A 19963-nucleotide genomic window follows, 5' to 3' on the forward strand; every position below is an offset into this window, starting at 1 on the left:
CCGGTCAGGCGTCGATGTAGGCGGCGAGGTGTTGGGCGGTCAGCGTCGTCCGGGCTGCGACGAGGTCGGCGGGCGTCCCTTCGAAGACGATCCGGCCGCCGTCATGGCCCGCGCCGGGACCGAGATCGATGATCCAGTCGGCGTGGGCCATGACGGCCTGGTGATGCTCGACGACGATCACCGACTTGCCGGCGTCGACGAGCCGGTCGAGCAGGGCGAGCAGCTGCGCGACATCGGCCAGGTGCAGGCCGGTGGTCGGCTCGTCCAGGACGTAGACGCCGCCGCGTTCGCCCAGGTGGGTGGCCAGACGCAGCCGCTGACGCTCACCGCCGGACAGGGTCGTCAGCGGCTGGCCGATCCGCAGGTACCCGAGGCCGACGTCGACGAGCCGGTCGAGAATGACCCGGGCCGCCGGGGTGCGGGCGTCGGCGGGACCGGACGCGCCGAAGAACGCGGCGGCCTCGGCGGCTGACATCGCCAGCACCTCGCTGATGTCCCGACCGCCCAGGTGGTACTCGAGCACCGACGCGTCGAACCGGCGGCCCTCGCAGTCCTCGCAGGTCGAGGCGACACCCGCCATCATCGCCAGATCGGTGTAGATGACACCGGCGCCGTTGCAGGTCGGACAGGCACCCTCGGAGTTGGCGCTGAACAGGGCGGGTTTCACCCCGTTGGCCTTCGCGAAGGCCTTGCGGATCGGGTCGAGCAGACCGGTGTAGGTGGCGGGGTTGCTGCGCCGGGAACCACGGATGGCGCTCTGGTCCACCGAGACGACCCCGGCGGACGCCGGGATGGAGCCGTGCACGAGCGAGCTCTTGCCCGACCCTGCCACCCCGGTGATGACGACCAGGACGCCCAGCGGGATGTCGACGTCGACATCGCGCAGGTTGTGGGTGGTGGCGCCGCGGATCCGCAGCTGCCCCTTCGGCGTGCGCACCGTCTCCCGCAGGGTGGCGCGGTCGTCGACGTGCCGGCCGGTGACGGTACCGGCGGCCCGCAGCCCGTCGACGGTGCCCTCGAAGCAGACCGTGCCGCCGTCGGAGCCGGCGCCGGGGCCGAGATCGACGATGTGGTCCGCGATGGCGATCGTCTCGGGTTTGTGCTCGACGACGAGCACCGTGTTGCCCTTGTCCCGCAGGCGCAGCAGCAGATCGTTCATCCGGGCGATGTCGTGCGGGTGCAGCCCGGTGGTGGGCTCGTCGAAGACGTAGGTGATGTCGGTGAGCGACGAGCCGAGGTGGCGCACCATCTTGACCCGCTGCGCCTCACCGCCGGACAGCGTGCCCGAGGGCCGGTCCAGGCTCAGGTACCCCAGGCCGATCTCCACGAACGAGCCCAGGGCGTGGCGCAGGGACGCGACCAGCGGCGCGACCGACGGCTCGTCGATGCCCTCGAGCCAGCCGGCGAGGTCGCTGATCTGCATCGCGCAGGCGTCGGCGATGGAGATCCCACGGATCTTCGAGGATCGGGTCGCCTCGGCCAGCCGGGTGCCGTCGCAGTCCGGGCAGGTGGTGAAGGTGACCGCCCGGTCGACGAACGCCCGGATGTGGGGCTGCATGGCCTCACGGTCCTTGGCCAGCATCGACTTGCGGATCTTCGGGATCAGCCCCTCGTAGGTGAGGTTGATCCCGTCCACCTTGATCTTGGTGGGTTCCCTGTGCAGGAGGTCGTGCAGCTCCCGTTTGGTGAACCCGCGAATCGGCTTGTCCGGATCGAAGAAGCCGCAGCCGTTGAAGATCCGACCGAACCAGCCGTCCATGCTGTAGCCGGGGATCGTGATGGCACCCTCGTTCAGCGACCTCGTGTCGTCGTAGAGGGCGGCCAGGTCCAGGTCGGACACGTTGCCGCGGCCCTCGCACCGCGGGCACATGCCGCCGGTGCGGGTGAACGTCGTGCGGACGGCCTTCGCCTCGCTGCCCCGTGCGACCGTGATCGCGCCGCTGGCCCGCACGGACGGCACGTTGAACGAGAACGCCCCCGGCGGGCCGATGTGGGGCTGCCCGAGCCGGCTGAACAGAATCCGCAGCATCGCGTTCGCGTCGGTGACGGTCCCGACGGTGGAGCGTGGGTCGGCGCCCAGCCGCTGCTGGTCGACGGTGATCACGGTGGTCAGCCCGTCGAGGACGTCGACGTCCGGGCGCGACAACGTCGGCATGAACCCCTGGACGAACGCGCTGTACGTCTCGTTGATCAGACGCTGCGACTCGGCGGCGATCGTGGCGAACACGAGCGAGCTCTTGCCCGACCCGGACACCCCCGTGAACACCGTGAGCCGCCGCTTGGGCAGTTCGACACTGATGTCGCGCAGGTTGTTCTCCCGGGCGCCGTGCACCCGGATCAGATCATGCCGGTCGGCCACCACGGGCCCCACGGGCGTGGACGCCACGGACGTGGACGTGGACGTGCTCATCGTGTCCCATCTCGGCCATGGCGCACCTGGCCATGGCCCTGCCGAGGTGAGTTAGCGGATCTGTTGGAGGCGGATCAGAGTGCCGGCGGGATCGCGCACCGCGCAGTCCCGGACGCCGTAGGGCTGCTCGGTCGGCTCCTGGACGATCTCGGTCTCGCTGGCCTGCAACCGGTCGAAGACGCCGTCCAGGTCCGCGGTGGCCAGCAGGATCATGGCGTAGGTTCCCTTGGCCATCATCTCGGCGATGGTGCGCCGCTCGTCCTCGGTCACCCCGGGATCGGCCGCCGGCGGGGCCAGCACGATGGACGTCCCGGGCTGGTCGACCGGGCCGACCGTGATCCAGCGCATCGTGGCGTGCCCGACGTCGCCCCGGACCTCGAAGCCGAGGATGTCCCGGTAGAAGGTCAACGACGCCTCCGGGTCGCGATGCGGGAGAAAGCTGCTGTGAATGGTGATGCCGCTCATGACGGTCAGGCTAGCTGCGGCTCTGTGACCTGCGCTTCTCCATTTCTGACCGGATCGTCGGTCACCTCTGGTGGTCGACTGCGCACCGACCTGCCCGCCGGGATGCGGACCGGCCTGCTCACCTGCCTCGCCACACAGGCCGGCAGCCCCTGGGTCGAACGCGCGGCCGCGCGCCGGTAGGCGGTCGGCGTCATCCCGACAAGATCGGTGAAACGGCTGCTGAAACTGCCCAGCGACGAGCAGCCGACCGCGAAGCAGACGTCGGTGACGCTCAGATCGCCGCGACGCAGCAGCGCCATGGCCCGCTCGATCCGGCGGGTCATCAGATAGGAGTAGGGCGGCTCACCGTAGGCGAGGCGAAACTGCCGGCTCAGGTGCCCTGCGGACATGTGCACGCCGCGGGCCAGCGCCTCGACGTCGAGCGGGCGGGTGTACTCCCGGTCGATCCGGTCACGGACCCGGCGCAGCAGCACGAGCTCGCGCAGCTGGAGTTCCCGCGCGCGTCGGCCGCTCACGGCGGCGGTCACCCCAACTCCGGCGGTCACCCCAGCTCCGGCGGTCGTCTCATGGCGGTCATCGTGCCACGGGGGTCCGACAGTTTCCGACGCTCCCGCCGCGGACCAGCGCGGCTACACGTCGGCGCTGAGATCGGCCACATCACCCATAATGATCATGGGATGGGCCTGGGGTGACAGCCAGCGCATGACCGAGACCAGCGTGTCCTGGGTGAGCGCGACGCAGCCGCGAGTCGGCGCCTGATGGTCGACGTGCAGCCAGATGTCCCCACCCACCTGGTCGCCGAGTGGACGACTCGGGTCCGAGGGCGGGCGTCCGGGGACCCGGTTGTAGTCGATCGCGACGACGTAGTTGAACGCGTCCGCGAGTGGCTCGCCCTGCGGTGCCGCGGTCTGGTAAAAGGACGGCTGGTATTCGTAGGGCAGCGCCGAACCGGGGTCCGGGAGCCGACCACCGGCCGCCGTCAGGCTGAACACGCCGATCGGGCTGCGCAGGTCGCCCTCGTGATGGGCGCCGGTCCACCCGTTGGCCCCGTTGCGCCCGGTCATCGGCGCACCGAAGGAAACCCAGGGAGACCGCGTGCCAGCTCGCTGCCACAGCATGACGCTGTTGATGTTCGCGTCACGATCGATCCCGGTGACCACGATGGCCTGACGTGCCGCTCGGGGCACCTTGGCCATCATCACCGAGCCGATGCCCGGGATCGCCCCGTCGTGGCCGACGACGGTCCCGGGGCCGGGTGTCGCCGCCCCGTTCGGACCCATCGGCCGCGCCGACGCCGACGTGGGCCGGGTGGAGCCGTCCGCGGAATCGTCAAGGTTCAGGACGCCCGCGGCACCGACGACGAGGGCCGTGCCGATGGCCGCCAGGATGAGGACGGACGGTCGGCCGCGCACGGCCCGCGCGCTCGATCGCGCGGCACGCCCCGCCCTGCGGTGATCAGCCATGTCTCCGGTTCCCGGGCCACGCCCTGGGCGGGCGCCATCCTGCTCTGGGCGGCGTTACGCGGCGGCAGGTCCAGCGAGAGGACCATGCCCGGTCGCCCACGGCGATCTTCCCCCCGCCGCGCAGGTGCGACTCACCCGCACCACTTCCGACGATACGTTCAGCGCTTTCGCGGCCTCGGGGTGGTCCCGGGCTCCGCCCCCGTCCAGACGGCCCACATTCGCGGGTCACGCGACCTCCTGCGACATCTCGACCGACACTGCAGAGCACATCCCTGTCCGTGCTCTTTCGATCACGCAAGGAAACATCTCCCTCACGCGAGGAGAGCGTCAAACCACGCCGAGACGCGACGAATGGAACAATGACGGCGACGCACCGCATCCGTACTCGGGCGGCTGCCGCCCTGGGGCTCTCAGCGAAGCAGGCTCGACGACCGTGCTCGACGGATTCCAGTTCCATCGCATCCTCAGCGCCCCGCGCCGCCCGGACCCGGGCGCCGGGCCCGATCCCGTCCCATCCGCCCTGTTCGCGGCCCTGGTCGGCGCCCATGCCGAGCTGATCGCGCTCGAGGGCGAGGGTCGGTCCGGGACGGGACTCGCCCTCGCGTGGCTGCGCGGTCCGGGCGAGACCCACATCCAGGTCCTCGCCGGCGGCCGACCGTACTTCCCCCCGGACACCGCCGCCCTCACAGCCGCCGTCCTCGCGTCGCCCCCCGCACCGACGGGCCCCGAGCAGCACCCGGACGATCCGCCGCGCGGCCTCCTCGAGGGCGCGTGGCCCGGTCACCGACTGCCGCGGCTCCCACCGCCGCCCGGTTCTCCCCCACCCGGTGTACATCGGTCGGGGGAGCCGCAGTCGGCGTCCCGGCGCCCGGACCAGCACAGCGATCCCGTCCCGATGCTCTATCCGCCGGGCGCCACCGCGCGGCCGGTCCCGTCCGAGACGGTCGCGGCCAACCTGGCGCGCCTTCCGTACTGGCTGCGGTGCGCCGGCGCACCCGACGCGCTGTGGGCGAACGGTTCCAGCGGTCAACCGGGTGGCGGTAACGCGGCCGGCGGCGGTGGCGGTGGCGGGCCGCGCCGCGGTTCGTTCGATGACTACGCCGCACACCTGTCCGGGCCGTTCGCCTGGCTGGTGGTCGCCTGGCCGGTCCCGCCGGAACACCTCGAGGCCGAACGGGACGCCCTCACCCGGAGCATCCCGGCGCTGCGCATGCGCGAGCACGACCAGGGCGCGCGGCTCGACCTCGAACGGGCCGAGAACCGGCATCGGGAACTCGGCCGGGCGGCCGCCAGCGGCATGTGGGACGTCGAGATCCTCGTCGGCGCGGCCAGCCGGGCCAGCGCGTTCTCGGTGGCCGCCCTGCTGGGCGGCGCCAGCGACCTTGACGACCTGCCCTACACGTTGCGCCCGCTGGGCCCGGTGAGTTCACTGGCGGGTGCCCTGGCCGCGCGCACCCCGCCCGGATCGCCGGCGTCCGCGCGCAGCCCCTTCCGCGCCGGCGCCGAACTGCTCGCCGCGCTCGCCCGCCCGCCCGCCCGCGAACTGCCCGGTATCACCCTGGTCACCCCGCACACGTTCGACGTCACCCCGGAGGGCCCGAACCGCACCGGTCCGGCCGATCCGACCGGGTCGCCGGGCGCGGTGCGTCTCGGGGACGTCCTCGACGCCGGCTGGTCGCCGGCGGGAACGCTCAGTGTCACCCGGGCGACGCTGAACCGGCATGCGTTCGTCTGCGGCGCCACCGGCTCGGGGAAGTCGCAGACCGTGCGTGGTCTGCTCGAATCGCTGACCCGCATGCCGGACGCCATTCCCTGGCTGGTGCTGGAACCGGCGAAGGCGGAGTACGCGCGGATGGCCGGGCGCCTCGCCGACCTGACCGACCCCGCGCATCCCGGCGGCGGTGGACGCGGCGAGGTGCTGGTCATCCGGCCGGGCCGGCTGGACGCGCCACCCGCCTCGCTCAATCCCCTGGAACCCGAGGCCGGGTTCCCGCTGCAGAGCCACCTTGACCTTGTTCGAGCGTTGTTCCTGGCCGCTTTCGAGGCGCACGAGCCGTTTCCCCAGGTCCTCGCCCGCGCGTTGACCGCCTGCTATGTCGATCTGGGTTGGAATCTCGTCCTGGACCGGCCCGAACCCGCGCACCGCCCGCGTCTGCACGTTCGCGGGCCGCGCGCCGACCCGCTCGTCGACGCGCGCCGGCGTTACCCCACCCTCGGCGATCTGCAACGAACCGCCACCCGGACCGTGGAGAACATCGGCTACGGCGCGGAGGTCACCGCGGACGTCCGCGGCTTCGTCGACGTACGTATCGGCAGCCTGCGCCAGGGCAGCCCGGGCCGTTTCTTCGAGGGTGGCCATCCACTCGACATCGGCGCCCTGCTCACCCGCAACGTGGTCTTCGAACTCGAGGACATCACCAGCGACCAGGACAAGGCCTTCCTGCTCGGAGCCGTGCTGATTCGCGTTGTCGAACACCTGCGGGTGCGGTACGGGGCCACCGGTGCCGGCGGACTGCGCCACGTCCTCGTCGTCGAGGAGGCGCACCGGCTGCTGAAGAACGTCACCGACGGTCCGGCGGCGGCCGCCGTCGAACTGTTCGCCTCGCTGCTCGCGGAGATCCGCGCCTACGGCGAAGGTCTGGTGGTCGTCGAGCAGATCCCGGCGAAGATCCTGCCGGATGTCATCAAGAACACCGCGCTGAAGGTGATGCACCGCCTGCCGGCCGCCGACGACCGCGAGGCCGTCGGGGCGACGATGAACCTGCGCCCGGAACAGTCCGAAGTCGTGGTGGCGCTGCCAGCCGGCGTCGCGGCCGTCAGCGTGGACGGCATGGACCGCCCCGTGCTCGCCCGGATGACCGCGGGCGACGCGCGGGAGTCGACCCGGCAGGCCCGCCATGTCAGCGTCCCGCTGGCGGCACGACGCAGCCCCCGCTGCGGACCGGTGTGCCGCACCGAGCGCCCCTGCGATCTCGGGGAGACCGAGACCGCGGCCCTCGCCGCGAACGACCCTCTCGTGGTGCTGTGGGTGGAGGCGCTCGCCGCGCACCAGGTGATGGGATTCGCCCATCTGCTTCGGGAGGACCCGTTCGGCCCGTCCGCGGCGCTGCGGGCGCAGCTCGAGGCGGCGCGGCCACGCCACCTCGACTGCCTGCTCGCGCACGCCGTCGACCGGGCGGTCGCGGCTCGTGCCACGCTGCTGGCGCCCTTCGTCGACCCCGACGAGTTCGCCGACGCGCTGCACGCCACCCTCCGCCGGCGGCTGGCCGGCCCGGCCGATACCGGCGACCGGGACGGGACCGACTCGCGGCGGCTCACCGCCGGGGTGTACCGATGGCAGGACATCCGCGTGGCGCTCGGTGAGGCGGTGGGCCGAGACGGTGAGAACGCGCCCCCGCACCCGCTCACGGACGCCTGGTACGACCGCGGCCTGGACATCACCGGCGACACCCTCGGCGAGCAGCTCTCCTGGCTTCGGACGAGCACTGTCTACACCCAGGGAGCGGACCAGGTCTGCCTCGGCGACACCACCGGCAGCGGCCTGCTCGAGGCGGTCCGGAAGATCGGTGGCGGGACGGACCAACCCGCCGTTCTCCGCGCTGTGCGCCGAGCGTGCGACGGCCCCCATCTGGCGGACCTCGTCGACCAGATCGCCAACCTTCTCCACGCCGACAGCCCGTGATTCTCCAGGCGGCCAGGCCAGGACGACCACACTGGCGCACACCCGACGACGACGACGTCGTCACGCGCGCCGACCACCGCCCCGCACGCGGTCGGCGGAACGCGACAGAACGGACACTACGCGCCATACTATCAACGGGGAGAGACCAACACACGACGCCAGGTACCCGATCTCGGCCGCCCTCGCACGGCGGACGCCACCGGGCGATGCTCGCTCGACGTGGCGGCGCGGGGCAGGGACCCGGGCGCCGGGTGACAGCCGGGTGACAGAGAGCCAGTCGGTCAGTCAGGTCGGGGGACGAGGATGGAGAGGGCGACACTGGCGGCGCAGGCGACGCTGGCACGGGGCCTGTTCGTGCCGGCAGAACGCTGGGGCTGGGAGTTCGTCGATGGCGGCCCGCCCACACCGAGCCCGGTCGCCGAACAGCGACCGGTGTTCACACCGCCGAGGCTGCCCGATCTGCGGGCGATCTCCGACCGGCGCGGCCGGGCGCTGCGGCTGCTCTGGGTCAGAATGCTCCTGCCCGTCGCGTTCGTCGCGTTCGGCGTCCTGCTCGCCCACGACGGCGGGATCCTCTTCGTACCGGCCGGATTCGGCCTTGCCATCCTGACCGGACTACCGGTCCTGGTGCATCAGCTACGGCTCGTCCGGGCACGCAGGCGCACCGCGACGATCACGGCCAGGGCGCGGGCCGCACACGACAGGGCGACCGCGGCATGGCAGGCCGCGGTCTCGGCCCATGATCAGACCGAGCGGCGGCGGCGGGCGGCCAGCAGCGCCTTCCATCCGATCACCGCGCCGGCTTCGACTCCGCGTGTGGACGTGTTCGGTGGCGACGGCGACGGCTGGGCCAGCCTGTTGGCCACGGCTGGCGCGTCCCTGCTGGCCAGCGGGACCGGTGTGCTGCTGGTCGACCTCAGCGAACGGACGGTGGGCGGTGGTCTGGCCCGACTCGCCGGTGAGGTCCGGTGCCCCGTCGAGTCGTGGGACCTGCCCGGCCAGCTCGACGAGGTGCGGCTGCTCGCCGGTCTGGGGCCGCGTGAGGCGGGCGAGCTCGTGGCGGACGCCTTCGAGCCGACGGGAACACGTGAACCGGATCCGCACCGTCGGGCGCTGCACGCCGATCTGATCAGCGCGGTCACCGAGGTGCTCGGGCAGGACCTGACGTTCAGCCGTCTCGCCGAGGGCCTGCGGGTGCTCGAGGGGCTCGAGGACGGCACGCGCACGACCGCGATCTCCCCCGCGCAGGCCATGGAGCTGGTCGGGCGCATGAACGCCTTCGGACGCGGCGAGCGCATCCCCGACGAGCTGCGCTACCTGCGTTCCTCGCTGCGGGCGCTGTGCCCGCCCGCGCCAGCCGGCGCCACGGACCCCAGGGCCTGGGACGTGGCGGGAACCGGCGCCCTCGGTGCGGGGCCGGCGCACCTGGCTGGGGGACGTGCGCTGTCGACGTGGTGGCCGGTGCGTGGGTTACGGGTGATCGCGACCTCGAGCCGGACCACGGCGATCGCCCACAAGGAACTGGCCGATCGTCTCGTCGTGCAGGCCCTGCTCCGGCAGCTTCGTCGGCGGATCCAGCTTCCTGTGGCGGGGCACGACCTCGTGGTGGTCGCCGGTGCGGACGGTCTCGGGCGCCCGGTACTGACGGCGCTTGCCCGGCAGGCCGAGACAGCCGGCACGCGTCTGGTGCTGTTGTTCGAACGGCTCGCTGACGACACCGAGCGCCTGCTTGGCAGCCAGGGCGCCTCCACGATCATCATGCGGCTCGGCAACGGCAAGGACGCGACCACCGCGGCGGAGTTCATCGGCCGCGGCCACCGGTTCGTCCTGTCGCAGGTGACCGCGCAGGTCGGCCGAAGCTTCACCGCCGGCGACAGCGACAGCGTCGGCACCCAGGACGGCACCTCCGACACCACCGGGACCAGCGGTGGTTCCGCCAGAACCTACGACGGCACCCGGCTGCTGCCCTGGTTGCAGAACTCCTCGACGAACACCGGCTGGCAGGAATCGGTGACGACCTCGCGTTCACGCACCTGGCAGCGCACCGTGAACACGTCGGTCAGCGACTCGACGACCGACGGTGAGACCTCCGCACGGGTCTACGAGTTCCTGGTCGAACCGACCACCGTGCAGACCCTGCCCACCACGGCCTTCCTGCTGGTCAGTGCGGTGGACGGACCAGGACGGGTCGCCATGGGCGACTGCAACCCCGGCATGGTGTTGCTGCCCGGGGTCTCTCCCGACCCGGCGACGGGCCCCGCGGTGCCCGTCACGGTCGCCCAGGGTGGCGCCGTCGCGTTCGCCGCCGCACCAGCTCCGGCCGGGCCGCCAGCCGTCGAACGTCCGGGCGCGCCGGCGGCGCGACCGGCGGAGCCTGCGCGAGCGGTCGAGTCCACGGCCTGGCCGACAGCGGGTGGATGGTCCTCGGCCGGCTCCGTACCGGTACCTCCCGAGCTGCTCACACCGCGAGCGACGGACTTCGCCGTCCAGCCGGCCACTCCACGACGCGACATCGACGTGACGTCGCGTGCGACCTTGGGTGCGTCCGGCTGGGTGCCGGAAACCTCGCCGCTGATCTCCCAGCCGCGCCCTGCTGGCGGGCGGGCAGCGACCGGCGGGATACCACCAGAACCACCGGGCCCCTCGGCGGCACCGGTCACCCGGCCCGCCGATGACAGCGGCGAGCGACCACTGCGCCGTGGCCGGCGACGGATCAACCCACCACGCACACCGACCTGAACCCAGCTCGCCCTGAACCCAGCTCGACCTGCACCCAGAGCGCCGCTGAACCCGGCTTGCCAGCCGCCAAATTATCCACAGTCAAAAGAAGACCCTGGATCAACACCAGAACAACCATCATTGTCGACTCATGGCCCATAACCCTGGCCGACTCTCCTGGCAGGAGATCGCCACCATCCAGGCCGGCGTGATCACAGTCCGCGATGCGGTCGCCGCCGGTGTCCCCCGAACCGAGATCCGCCAGCACGTCGCCGACGGGCGCTGGCGACAGCCCTACCGCGGTGTGCTGATCACCGAGCTGACCGCGGTGGGCGACATGCAGCGCCTGTGGGCGGCGATGGAAGCCGTCGGCCGCGACGGCGTGCTGGCCGGCGCCGCGGCGGCTTCGCTCGCCGGGCTGGCCGGCCACGCCGACGAACCGGTGACCATCCTGGTGCCCACCGCCCGCCGCATCACGGCACCCCCGGGCATCGTCGTGCGGCACAGCGCCCGCCTCGAGCAGGCCGATCTCGACGGCTGGCGGCTGCCCCGTCGCACCAGGCCCAGCCGATCCGTCATCGACATGGTCGAGTGGGCTCCCTCCCAGGCCGCGGCGGTGTCGATCCTCGGCGCCGCGGTGTCCCAGGAGGTGGTGACGCTGCGCGGGCTACGGGACGCGCTGGCCCGGCGTGGCCCCATCACGCGCCGGACCCTGATCGCCGAGACGCTCGACGCGCTTGAGGTCGACGCGCCCCGGCTGGCCGAGGCGATGTTCCGCCGCCTCGAACAGCACCACCGGCTGCCGGTCGCCCGCTACCTGACCGACGGCCCGCCCGACGAGCCGACCTCGCAGCTGCGCGTCTGCTTCGACCCGTGGCCGGTCCAGGCCGAGGTCGTGCCCATCCTCGGTCCGCCCTGCACCGTCGATGACAGTGCGGGTCACCTCGTCGTCCGCCTGCCCACGCGGATGCTGCGGGAGACACCGGAACAGGCCGTCACGTTCGTCACCGGGGCGTTGCGCAGGCGGGGATGGGTGTCGACCCTCCCCGCCCAGGACGCCGCGCTGGCCTCATGAGCCGCCCGGGCCGGGCTCCGGCCTGGTAGTCGCCTCACCCGTGCCCGCCCGCCCATCGGGTTCCGGCTCGCCACGCCGACGCCAGGACCCGATGGGCGACGGCGATGCAGGTCACGGTGGGCGATCGGGGCCGTGGGGTTGGCGAAGGACTGAACGTGCCGTACTTTTGGGCGAACAATGCGGGAGCTTCCACCCGAGGAGGCTGAGAGGGCGGCTGGGCATCAGCCCGGCGCCGCCGACCGCCTGAACCTGTCCGGGTAATGCCGGCGTAGGGAGTCATCGTGGTCGGGCGCCGCCGCCGCACAGCCGAAGCACGCCCGAGCAGCGCACCGCCCGACCCGGTATCACCGTCCGATCTGGTACCGCCGTCCGATCCGGGTATCGAGCTGGCCGGCATCCGCCGCGGTTTCGGTGACACCCTCGCCGTCGCCGATGTCGATCTGCGCGTCGAGCCCGGCAGCCGCCTCGGGATCGTCGGGCCAAGCGGGTGCGGCAAGTCGACGTTGCTGTCGATCGTCTGCGGGTTGGACGAGCCGGACGCCGGGCGGATCAGTGTGCTCGGTGCCACCGCGGCGCCGGGCCGCCTCGCCCACTGCGCGTGGATGCCGCAGCAGGATCTGCTGCTGCCGTGGCGCAGCGTCCTGGCCAACGCCCGCATCCCGCTGGAGAACCAGGGCCGTGGCCGCGAGGAGGCGTCGCGGGAGGTCTGGCCGCTGCTGGAGCGGTTCGGTCTCGCCGACTTCGCCGGGCATCGACCGGCCGCGCTGTCCGGGGGGATGCGCCAGCGGGTGTCGTTCCTGCGGACGCTCGCCGCCGGCAAACCGGTGCTGCTGCTCGACGAACCGTTCGGCGCGCTCGACGCGATCACCCGTGCCGACCTGCAGGACTGGCTGCGTTCGACGCTCGTCGGCGAGCCGCGCACGGTCCTGCTCGTCACCCATGACGTCGAGGAGGCGCTGCTGCTGTGCGACCGGGTCGCGGTGATGTCCGCCCGCCCCGGCCGGATCGTCTCGACCTTCGACGTGCCCACCTTCGACAGCGGCCCCACCGCCGGCAGCCCAGTCGTCGCCACCCCAACCGTCGGCGCCGGGAACGGCCACACCGCGGGTTCGGTGCGGCGGGCACGCCTGGCCGACCCCCGGTTCATCGCCCTGCGGGATGCCGTTCTTGCCAGCCTGGAGCGGGCCCGCGAGCCGGAGGGGCCGGACCGGGACGCACCGCGCTTCCGGGGCGGCGTGGCGACACCGGAATCCGTGCGATGAGCGGCCGGTCGGACAGCGGCCGCTCGACGCGGGCGCTGTGGCCCGGTGTCGTGGTCGGCCTGGTGGTGCTGGGCTGCTGGGACTTCGTCACCCGGGTGCTGCGGGTCGAGGAGTACATCCTGCCCGCACCGGACCAGGTCGCCTCGACGCTGGTGCGCCGCTGGAACGACACCCTGGCAAGCGCCACCTGGGTGACGGCGAAGGAACTCGTCGCCGGATTCGCCCTGTCGCTCGCCGCGGGGCTCGGCATCGGCTGCGCCCTGCACTTCTCCGCTGTGGCACGGCGCGCGCTGTACCCGCTGCTGATCGGCTCGCAGACGATCCCGATCGTGGTGATCGCGCCGATCCTCGCGATCGTGTTCGGCTACGGGATCACCCCGAAGCTGATCCTGGTCGCGTTGATCTGTTTCTTCCCGGTGGTCGTCGGTACGCTCGACGGCCTCGCCTCGGTCGATCCGCGGCTGGTGGCGATGATGCGCACGCTGCACGGCGGCCGGCTGGCGATCTTCGTCCGGGTGGAGTTCCCGGCGGCGCTGCCCTCGGTGTTCACGGGGCTTCGGCTCGCCGCCGCCTACGCGGCCACCGGGGCGGTGTTCGGCGAGTACTCCGGTGCCGCCGACGGACTTGGTCATGTGATGCGCCAGGGTGTGCCGCAGTTGCAGTCCGACCTGGTGTTCGCGGCGATCGTCCTGCTCACCGCCATGTCGGTGGCGCTGTTCGCCCTGGTGTGCGCGGCCCAGCGGCTGCTCGTCCCCTGGCATCGTCCCGCCAGCACGCATGCCACCGCCGGCACCCGCCCGGGCGGGAACGGAATCCGGGCGGGCGGGGGCCGCGCGCGTGCCATGCGCCGCGCTGGCGGCGATCGTGCCACCGCCCGTCCCGACGGCGCTGGGAATCCTCCCGCCGCCCCGGTCGACGGGGTCCGCACCACTGTCTGTTCGGCCCGAGAAGGGAACGTTCGATGATCTCGCCGCGCCTGCGCCGGCTGACCCTCCCAGCGGCCGCACTGCTCGCCGTCGTCCTCACCGCCACGACGGCGTGTGGTTCCGACGATGACGCGGGCGGCGCACAGCGAGCAGCCACGGTGCTGCTCGACTGGGAACCCAACCCGGACCATCTGGCCCTCTACGCGGCGCTGGACGGCGGTGACTACCGGGATGCCGGGCTCAACGTCACGCTGCGCTCGCCGTCCGACCCGTCCGATCCGTTGAAGCTGGTCAGCACCGGCACCGTTGACCTGGGCATCTCCTACGAACCCGAGGTGATCATCGGGGCGGCGCAGAAGCTCGACGTGGTGGCGGTGGGCGCGCTCGTCCCGACCGCCCTCAACTCGATCATGGCGATCGGGTCGGCCGGTATCACCAGCGCCGCGGATCTCGCCGGCAAGACGATCGGCACCGCGGGGCTCAGTACCGACGAGGCGTTCCTGGATGCCATCGCCCGCGCGAACAGGATCGATCCGGCGTCGCTGCACCGGGTGGACGTCGGCGCCGACCTGCTTCCGGCGATGATCTCGAAGAAGGTCGACGCGACGCTCGGCGCCTACCGCAACGTCGAGGGTGTCACGCTCACCGCCCGCAACCTGGCACCGAAGGTCATCCCGGTGACCGACGCCGGCGTGCCGCAGTACGACGAGCTCGTGATCGTCGCCAAGCGGAGTCGACTCGCCAGCGACCCGGCCTACGCCACCCTCGTGCGCGACTTCCTGCGGGCGACCGCCGCCGGCAACGAGAAGGCGCTCGCCGATCCGGAGCAGGCGAGCGAGACGCTGCGCGACGCCGCCGACGGCTACGACCCCAAGCTCCTGCCCACCATGATCAAGGAAACGGCGCCGCTGCTGCGCAACCCGGATGGCTTCGGCCGGATGGACGTCGCCGACTGGACGTCGTTCATCACCTGGATGCGCACGGAGAAGCTGATCACGTCCACGGTCGCGGCCGCGGACGTCGTCACCAACCAGTACCTGCCCGCCCGGTGAGCGAGCCGGTTCACCTACCGGCGCCCGCGGCGGGCCAGCCCTGCGACCTCGGTGGCTTCGCCGCCGTGCCCGGCGTCGCCACGCCCGGGTCGTTCACCGCGCAGCTGTGGACGTCGACGCGGGAGATCTACCAGGCGATCCTGCGCCATCCGTTCCTCACCGGGCTCACCGACGGCAGCCTGCCCCGGTCGGCGTTCGGCCGCTTCATCGTGCAGGACACCCATTACCTGCGCGACTACGCACGGGCGTTGGCGGTGTGCGCGGCCAAGGCGCCGACCGAAGCGGATGTGCGCGCCCTGGCCACCGACGCCGCCGATGCCATCGCCGCCGAACAGGCGATGCACGCCGACCTGCGTCAGGCCCTGGCCGACGACGGCGACGGAGACGGAGACGGGACGTGGGGCGGGCGCGAGGACGGGGGTGGTGCGGCCGGGATGCGGGATGTCGTCGGGCCGACGACGCGGGCGTACACCAGCTATCTGCTGGCCACCGGGTACGGCGGGTCGTTCCTCGAAGGTCTCGCCGCGGTGCTGCCCTGCTACTGGATCTACGCCCGGGTGGGCGCGGAACTGCTCGCCGCGTCCTCCCCGGATCCGCTCTACGCCCGTTGGATCGCCGCCTACGGCGATCCGGCCTTCCAGACGGTGGCCGACCGGGTCATCGCGCTCACCGATCGGGTCGGCGCGCAGGCGTCGCCGACCGAGCGGGAACGCGCCACCGACCATTTCGTCGTCACCGCGCGCTACGAGTGGATGTTCTGGGACGCCGCCTGGCGCGGTGAGACCTGGCCGGTCTGACCACACCACCGCCCGACCGTCCCGTACCGACACGGCTGGTACGGGACGGTCGGCTCAGAGCTCGCGACGGGCGATGATCAGGCAGGTGCTGGAGTAGCGGGGGGCGTGGACGAAACGCCGGCAGAGGCGGTCGGCCACCCGGGCCAGGGTCAGCAGCGGGCTCACGATGGCCATCATCAGCGCCCAGGCGACCGTCGCGACCGGGCCGGCGGCCCGGCGCAACCAGGGCATCGGCTGGGGGGCGATGGCGTTGACGGCGAACCGCAGTGCCAGCGTGAGATCGCCGGGGCCGCAGGGGGCGGCGAAGCGCACCAGCACGGGCCGCAGGCCCCGGTCGGTCAGGGCGGCGAGCAGGTTGTCCACCGGGATGAAGTGGGCGCGTTCGGGGATGGCCCAGCCGGACCAGAACCGGCCGAGCAGCCGCGCCTGCACCGATTCGGCGTTCGCCAGTTCGCACAGCAGCAGGCCGCCGGCGGGCAGGGCCTTGGTGACGGCGTCGAGTTCGGCGGACGGGTCCTCGCTGCCTTCGAGATAGCCGAACATGCTGATCACGTCGTACTGGCCGGCGACGGAGTCCGCGATGTCGGAAAGCCGCCCGTGGTAGGCGTGGTCGACCCAGCCGCGGCGCAGGCCCTCGTCGAGGCAGGCGGAGCTGTCCGCTCCGTCGAACACGGTGGCCGGCCAGCGTTCGCGGGCGGCGTTGGGCAGATGCCCGAAGCGGGAGCCGACGTCCAGCCAGGTGCGGGGCAGCCCGAACGGCCGCACGGCGGCGACCTGGTCGCGCCGGTCCCGGGCGATCACCGCGAGCACCCGTTCACCGAGGTCGGCGCGCAGCCCGTCGTACCGGTCGCGCTCGTAGAACTCCTGCCCCTCGGCGTTCAGCGCCGGGTTGAGGAACATGTGCCCGCAGTGCTCGCAACGGTCGAGGGTGAACTCGCCGGGTTTGCGCAGCAGCATGTCGGGGGCGACCAGCCGGACGGCGAGTTCCGTCGACCCGCACCACGGGCAGTCGTCACGGGCCCGGCGCAGGAACCGGTCGAGACCTTCCTGCACCTCGCGGTGGTAGGCGTCACGGCTGGCGGCACGGCGCACCCGGGCGGCGTGTTTGACCGGGTCGGCGGGCAGACCGGCGGCCTTGGCCGCGGCGGCCCGCGCCGACTGGGTCCGTCCGGCCCGCACCGAGTCGATGACGAACAGCACACCACCGAGAATCCGCACCAGAGGTGAGCGGATCAGGTCGCGGGGGGCCAGCGGCACCCTGCCGGCGCAGACGACGAACGGCTGGAACCAGAACAGGGCCAGCGCGGTGATGCCCCACGCCTGGTTGTAGTGCAGACCGATACCGGTGGCGACCTGGGGGACGAACGGGAAAAGCTGGTAACGCCGGGTGAACCGGTAGGCCCGCTGCTGCACCCGGACCCGCATCGCGGCGTCGTCGCGGGCGGCCCGCAGACCAGGCAGGACGGCCAGGTCGGTCGAGTCCGAGGCGAACAGCTTCACCCGCTCGGTGATGTCGACGAGTTCGACCGGGTCGAAGTCCTCCCGGGGGCTGATCCCGGCGCGGTCGAGGATCTCCGAACGCACCAGCAGCGCCTGGAAGGCCCCCCGGCCCGGCACGCAGCGGTCGGTGCGGTAGGTGCGGGTGTCGACCATCCGGGCGACGTCGAGGGCGCGTTCGACGGTCAGGTCGGTCGGCACCAGGTCGAGGACGTCGAGGTGGTCCCGGCTTGCGTGGTAGCTGGCGGCTCGACGGGCACCGTCGGTCATCTCGACGCCGGCGGCGATGAGGAACTCGTGCCGCGGGTCGACCGGCCGACCGGAGGCGGGAACGGTCTCCAACCGGCGCAGCCGGCCACGCAGCCGCACCGCATTGATGATCAACCCGACGCACACCGCGGGCGCCAACCACGCGAGCAGCCCGCTCACCTCATGCGACCAACTTCTCGACGTGGTCGGCCGCGGCGGCGACCCCGCCGGCGAGCCGGAAGGCGTCGCGCAGCCGCTCGGCCGCGAGTCGGTGGATCGGGTCGTCCAGAACGGCGCTCACCGCGGCCCGCACGTTGGACGCGCCGGCGCGGCCGAACTTGATCCGCACCCCGGCGCCGGTGCGCACCACCTGTTCGGCGATGATCGGCTGATCATCACGGACGGGGGCGACGACCAGGGGCAGGCCGTGGGTGAGCGCCTCGCACACGGTGTTGTTACCGGCGTGGCAGACCACCGCCGACAGCCTGCTCATCAGCTCGATCTGCGGCACCGACTCGGTGACCAGCAGGTCGTCGGGGGCGTTGAGGTCGTCGATGAGCCCCGGTGGGGCCACCACGATCGCCTGCACCCGGTCGGTGAGGGTCAGCAGCCCTTCCGCCGCGGCCCGCAGGAACCGGCCACCGGCCTCCCGGGTGACGGTGCCCAGCGAGACGAGCACCGCGGCGCGCCGCGGGTCCAGCCACTCCCAGGGAAACGGGGTGCTGGCGACCCGCAGTCCACCGGTGGCGCTGCCCACGAAGACCGTGTTGCGGGGTGCGACCGACGGCTGCGGGGTGTCCGGGCGGCGCAGCAGGTCGGCGACGGAGAAGACGATGACCAGTTCGTCGGAGAAGCGCAGATCGACGGCGTCCGCGTCCGCGCTGGTCAGGCCGTGGGTGAGCTGGAAGTCGCGGAGCAGCCCGCGGACCCACTGGCCGAGACCGGCGAGCACCCCGTAGGGATCGTCGAGTTCGGCGGAGGTGGTGGCGAGGGTCGCCCAGTGCAGCCCGTGGCGCCGGGCGACCAGGGCCGCGCCGATGGCCTGCTGGTCGGCGACGATCGCGTCCGGGTGGAACCGGGCGACGATCTGTTCGATCGCGGGGATCATCGCGGTGTTCAGCGGAAGCAGGAACTCCTCCCACAGGAACTTCAGCGACGCCGGGCCGCGCAGCCCACGCGAACGGGCGACGACGGCCTCCCGGTCGGCGTCGCCGGGCAGGTCCGGCAACCCGAACACGGTCATCCCGGCAGGGATCAGATGGCCGATCACGTCCAGGTGGCCGGCGATCGCGACCTCATGGCCGCGGGCGGCGAGTTCACCGGCGACCCCGATCGCCGGGTTGACATGCCCGGTCAGCGGCGGAACCACGAACAGCACCCGGCTCATCCGCGGCCGCCCTCCGCCGCGGCCGCGGGCCGGGGGGTGTTGAGATCGGGCGGCGGCACCATGTCGGTCACCCACCGCGGGGTCTCGAAACGCCGTTCGGTCCGCGGGACGTAGACGGGCGGTTCGGTGCCGCGATCCTCGAACAGCCACCAGCGCATCAGCTCACGCAGGTAGCCGGTGGCCTCCCGCAGCACCATGTGGGTGTGGTGGGCGAGGACCACCAGGGTCGTGTTCGGGATGACCGAGGTGAGGGTCTCGGCCTGGTCGACGATGTCCGAGTTCTCCCCGTAGACGACGAGGACGGGCATCGCCAGTCGACCGAGCGCCTCGGTGGAGAACGGCTGGGTCGCCAGCATGTCGCCGGCGATCGTCGTCTCCTGCAGCAGCCGGCGGGCCGAGCGGGTCGCGCGGCCCGCGACCCGACCGGCGGCCTGCTGCAACCACTGCTCGACCTCGTCGTCGGACATCGCCGCGAGGATCTGGCTCAGCGACCGGGCCATCTCCTCGCCGAGCCCCTCCAGCAGGAACGGCGGTTCGATCAGGGTCAGACTCGCCACCCGTTCGCCGTGTTCCAGCCCGTAGGCGAGGGCCATCGTCGCGCCGTAGCTGTTGCCGACGAGGTGCACCGGCTGGTCCACGCCGAGCTCGTCGAGCAGGCCCGTCAGGTCGGCCAGGGAGTCGGTGAGCCGGTAGCCGTCGGGGGTGCGTTCGCTGCGGCCGTGACCACGCAGGTCGTAGCAGATGACGTCGCAGCCGGCATCGGAGAGATAGGTGCCCAGCGACAGGTAGAAACTGGACATGTTGTCCATGACCATGCCGTGCAGCATCACGACGGTCGGGATGTCGGTGCCCGCACCGCCCGGCGGGCCGATCCGCTGCACGTGCAGCCGGACGTCGTTCGCGACGATCTCACTCATTCGCACCACTCTCCTGCTCGGTCGCTGAGTCCCCCAGCACCGCTGTCCCCCAGTACGGCTGTT

The 19963-nt window shown here is 72.2% G+C and carries 14 protein-coding genes and 1 riboswitch; of the genes, 7 read left to right on the top strand and 7 right to left on the bottom strand.

All coding sequences use genetic code 11. The features are described from left to right. Positions 1-4 precede the first annotated feature (4 nt). From MXD59_RS17855 to MXD59_RS17870, 4 genes are all read right to left on the bottom strand, one after another. Entirely contained in the window at positions 5-2410 is a 2406-nt protein-coding gene (locus MXD59_RS17855) for an ATP-binding cassette domain-containing protein (RefSeq protein WP_248825832.1), read from the bottom strand. A 51-nt stretch (positions 2411-2461) separates the two neighbouring features. After that, positions 2462-2875 (bottom strand): VOC family protein, encoded by a 414-nt coding sequence (locus MXD59_RS17860; protein ID WP_248825833.1) that lies wholly within the window; start codon positions 2873-2875, stop codon positions 2462-2464. 5 nt (positions 2876-2880) lie between these two features. Further along, on the bottom strand, positions 2881-3390 hold the full coding sequence (locus tag MXD59_RS17865) for a helix-turn-helix transcriptional regulator (protein ID WP_248825834.1): 510 nt from the start codon (positions 3388-3390) through the stop codon (positions 2881-2883). A gap of 114 nt (positions 3391-3504) precedes the next feature. Then, entirely contained in the window at positions 3505-4287 is a 783-nt protein-coding gene (locus tag MXD59_RS17870; protein WP_248825835.1) for a hypothetical protein, read from the bottom strand. Between the two features lie 484 nt (positions 4288-4771). Between MXD59_RS17870 and MXD59_RS17875 the strand changes: the two genes are divergently transcribed. From MXD59_RS17875 to MXD59_RS17905, 7 genes are all read left to right on the top strand, one after another. Beyond that, positions 4772-8020 (top strand): helicase HerA domain-containing protein, encoded by a 3249-nt coding sequence (locus MXD59_RS17875; protein WP_248825836.1) that lies wholly within the window; start codon positions 4772-4774, stop codon positions 8018-8020. 303 nt (positions 8021-8323) lie between these two features. Further along, on the top strand, positions 8324-10759 hold the full coding sequence (locus MXD59_RS17880; protein WP_248825837.1) for a hypothetical protein: 2436 nt from the start codon (positions 8324-8326) through the stop codon (positions 10757-10759). Between the two features lie 130 nt (positions 10760-10889). Beyond that, a complete protein-coding gene (locus MXD59_RS17885; RefSeq protein ID WP_248825838.1) occupies positions 10890-11813 on the top strand; it encodes a type IV toxin-antitoxin system AbiEi family antitoxin domain-containing protein in 924 nt (307 codons plus the stop codon). A gap of 169 nt (positions 11814-11982) precedes the next feature. After that, positions 11983-12105: riboswitch (TPP riboswitch) on the top strand. Then, positions 12095-13075 carry an ABC transporter ATP-binding protein gene (locus MXD59_RS17890; RefSeq protein ID WP_248825839.1) on the top strand — a complete coding sequence of 327 codons (981 nt, stop codon included), beginning with the start codon at positions 12095-12097 and terminating at the stop codon, positions 13073-13075. (Overlaps the previous riboswitch by 11 nt.) Beyond that, entirely contained in the window at positions 13072-14040 is a 969-nt protein-coding gene (locus MXD59_RS17895) for an ABC transporter permease (protein ID WP_248825840.1), read from the top strand. The genes MXD59_RS17890 and MXD59_RS17895 overlap by 4 nt, the downstream gene beginning before the upstream one ends. Further along, positions 14037-15053, top strand: coding sequence for an ABC transporter substrate-binding protein (locus tag MXD59_RS17900; protein ID WP_248825841.1), 1017 nt, complete (start codon positions 14037-14039; stop codon positions 15051-15053). Before MXD59_RS17895 ends, MXD59_RS17900 begins: the two co-directional genes overlap by 4 nt. Continuing rightward, positions 15050-15850, top strand: a complete 801-nt coding sequence (locus MXD59_RS17905; protein ID WP_248825842.1) for a TenA family protein — start codon at positions 15050-15052, stop codon at positions 15848-15850. Before MXD59_RS17900 ends, MXD59_RS17905 begins: the two co-directional genes overlap by 4 nt. A gap of 54 nt (positions 15851-15904) precedes the next feature. Here MXD59_RS17905 and MXD59_RS17910 read toward each other — a convergent pair whose 3' ends face one another. The 3 genes from MXD59_RS17910 to MXD59_RS17920 are packed head-to-tail and all read right to left on the bottom strand — an operon-like array spanning position 15905 to position 19900. After that, positions 15905-17767 carry a class I SAM-dependent methyltransferase gene (locus MXD59_RS17910; RefSeq protein ID WP_283097097.1) on the bottom strand — a complete coding sequence of 621 codons (1863 nt, stop codon included), beginning with the start codon at positions 17765-17767 and terminating at the stop codon, positions 15905-15907. Between the two features lie 10 nt (positions 17768-17777). Continuing rightward, positions 17778-18983 carry a glycosyltransferase gene (locus MXD59_RS17915; protein ID WP_248825844.1) on the bottom strand — a complete coding sequence of 402 codons (1206 nt, stop codon included), beginning with the start codon at positions 18981-18983 and terminating at the stop codon, positions 17778-17780. After that, positions 18980-19900 carry an alpha/beta fold hydrolase gene (locus tag MXD59_RS17920; RefSeq protein ID WP_248825845.1) on the bottom strand — a complete coding sequence of 307 codons (921 nt, stop codon included), beginning with the start codon at positions 19898-19900 and terminating at the stop codon, positions 18980-18982. The genes MXD59_RS17915 and MXD59_RS17920 overlap by 4 nt, the downstream gene beginning before the upstream one ends. Positions 19901-19963: the final 63 nt, after the last annotated feature.

It is taken from the genome of Frankia umida (assembly GCF_023242945.1).
Lineage (GTDB): Bacteria > Actinomycetota > Actinomycetes > Frankiales > Frankiaceae > Frankia > Frankia umida.

What these genes read in the sequence shown, in the direction of transcription:
- MXD59_RS17860 (WP_248825833.1), bottom strand. Translation starts at nt 2,875, where the DNA reads ATGAGCGGCATCACCATTCACAGCAGCTTTCTCCCGCATCGCGACCCG.
- MXD59_RS17920 (WP_248825845.1), bottom strand. Translation starts at nt 19,900, where the DNA reads ATGAGTGAGATCGTCGCGAACGACGTCCGGCTGCACGTGCAGCGGATC.
- MXD59_RS17885 (WP_248825838.1), top strand. Translation starts at nt 10,890, where the DNA reads ATGGCCCATAACCCTGGCCGACTCTCCTGGCAGGAGATCGCCACCATC.
- MXD59_RS17900 (WP_248825841.1), top strand. Translation starts at nt 14,037, where the DNA reads ATGATCTCGCCGCGCCTGCGCCGGCTGACCCTCCCAGCGGCCGCACTG.
- MXD59_RS17855 (WP_248825832.1), bottom strand. Translation starts at nt 2,410, where the DNA reads ATGAGCACGTCCACGTCCACGTCCGTGGCGTCCACGCCCGTGGGGCCC.
- MXD59_RS17895 (WP_248825840.1), top strand. Translation starts at nt 13,072, where the DNA reads ATGAGCGGCCGGTCGGACAGCGGCCGCTCGACGCGGGCGCTGTGGCCC.
- MXD59_RS17915 (WP_248825844.1), bottom strand. Translation starts at nt 18,983, where the DNA reads ATGAGCCGGGTGCTGTTCGTGGTTCCGCCGCTGACCGGGCATGTCAAC.
- MXD59_RS17880 (WP_248825837.1), top strand. Translation starts at nt 8,324, where the DNA reads ATGGAGAGGGCGACACTGGCGGCGCAGGCGACGCTGGCACGGGGCCTG.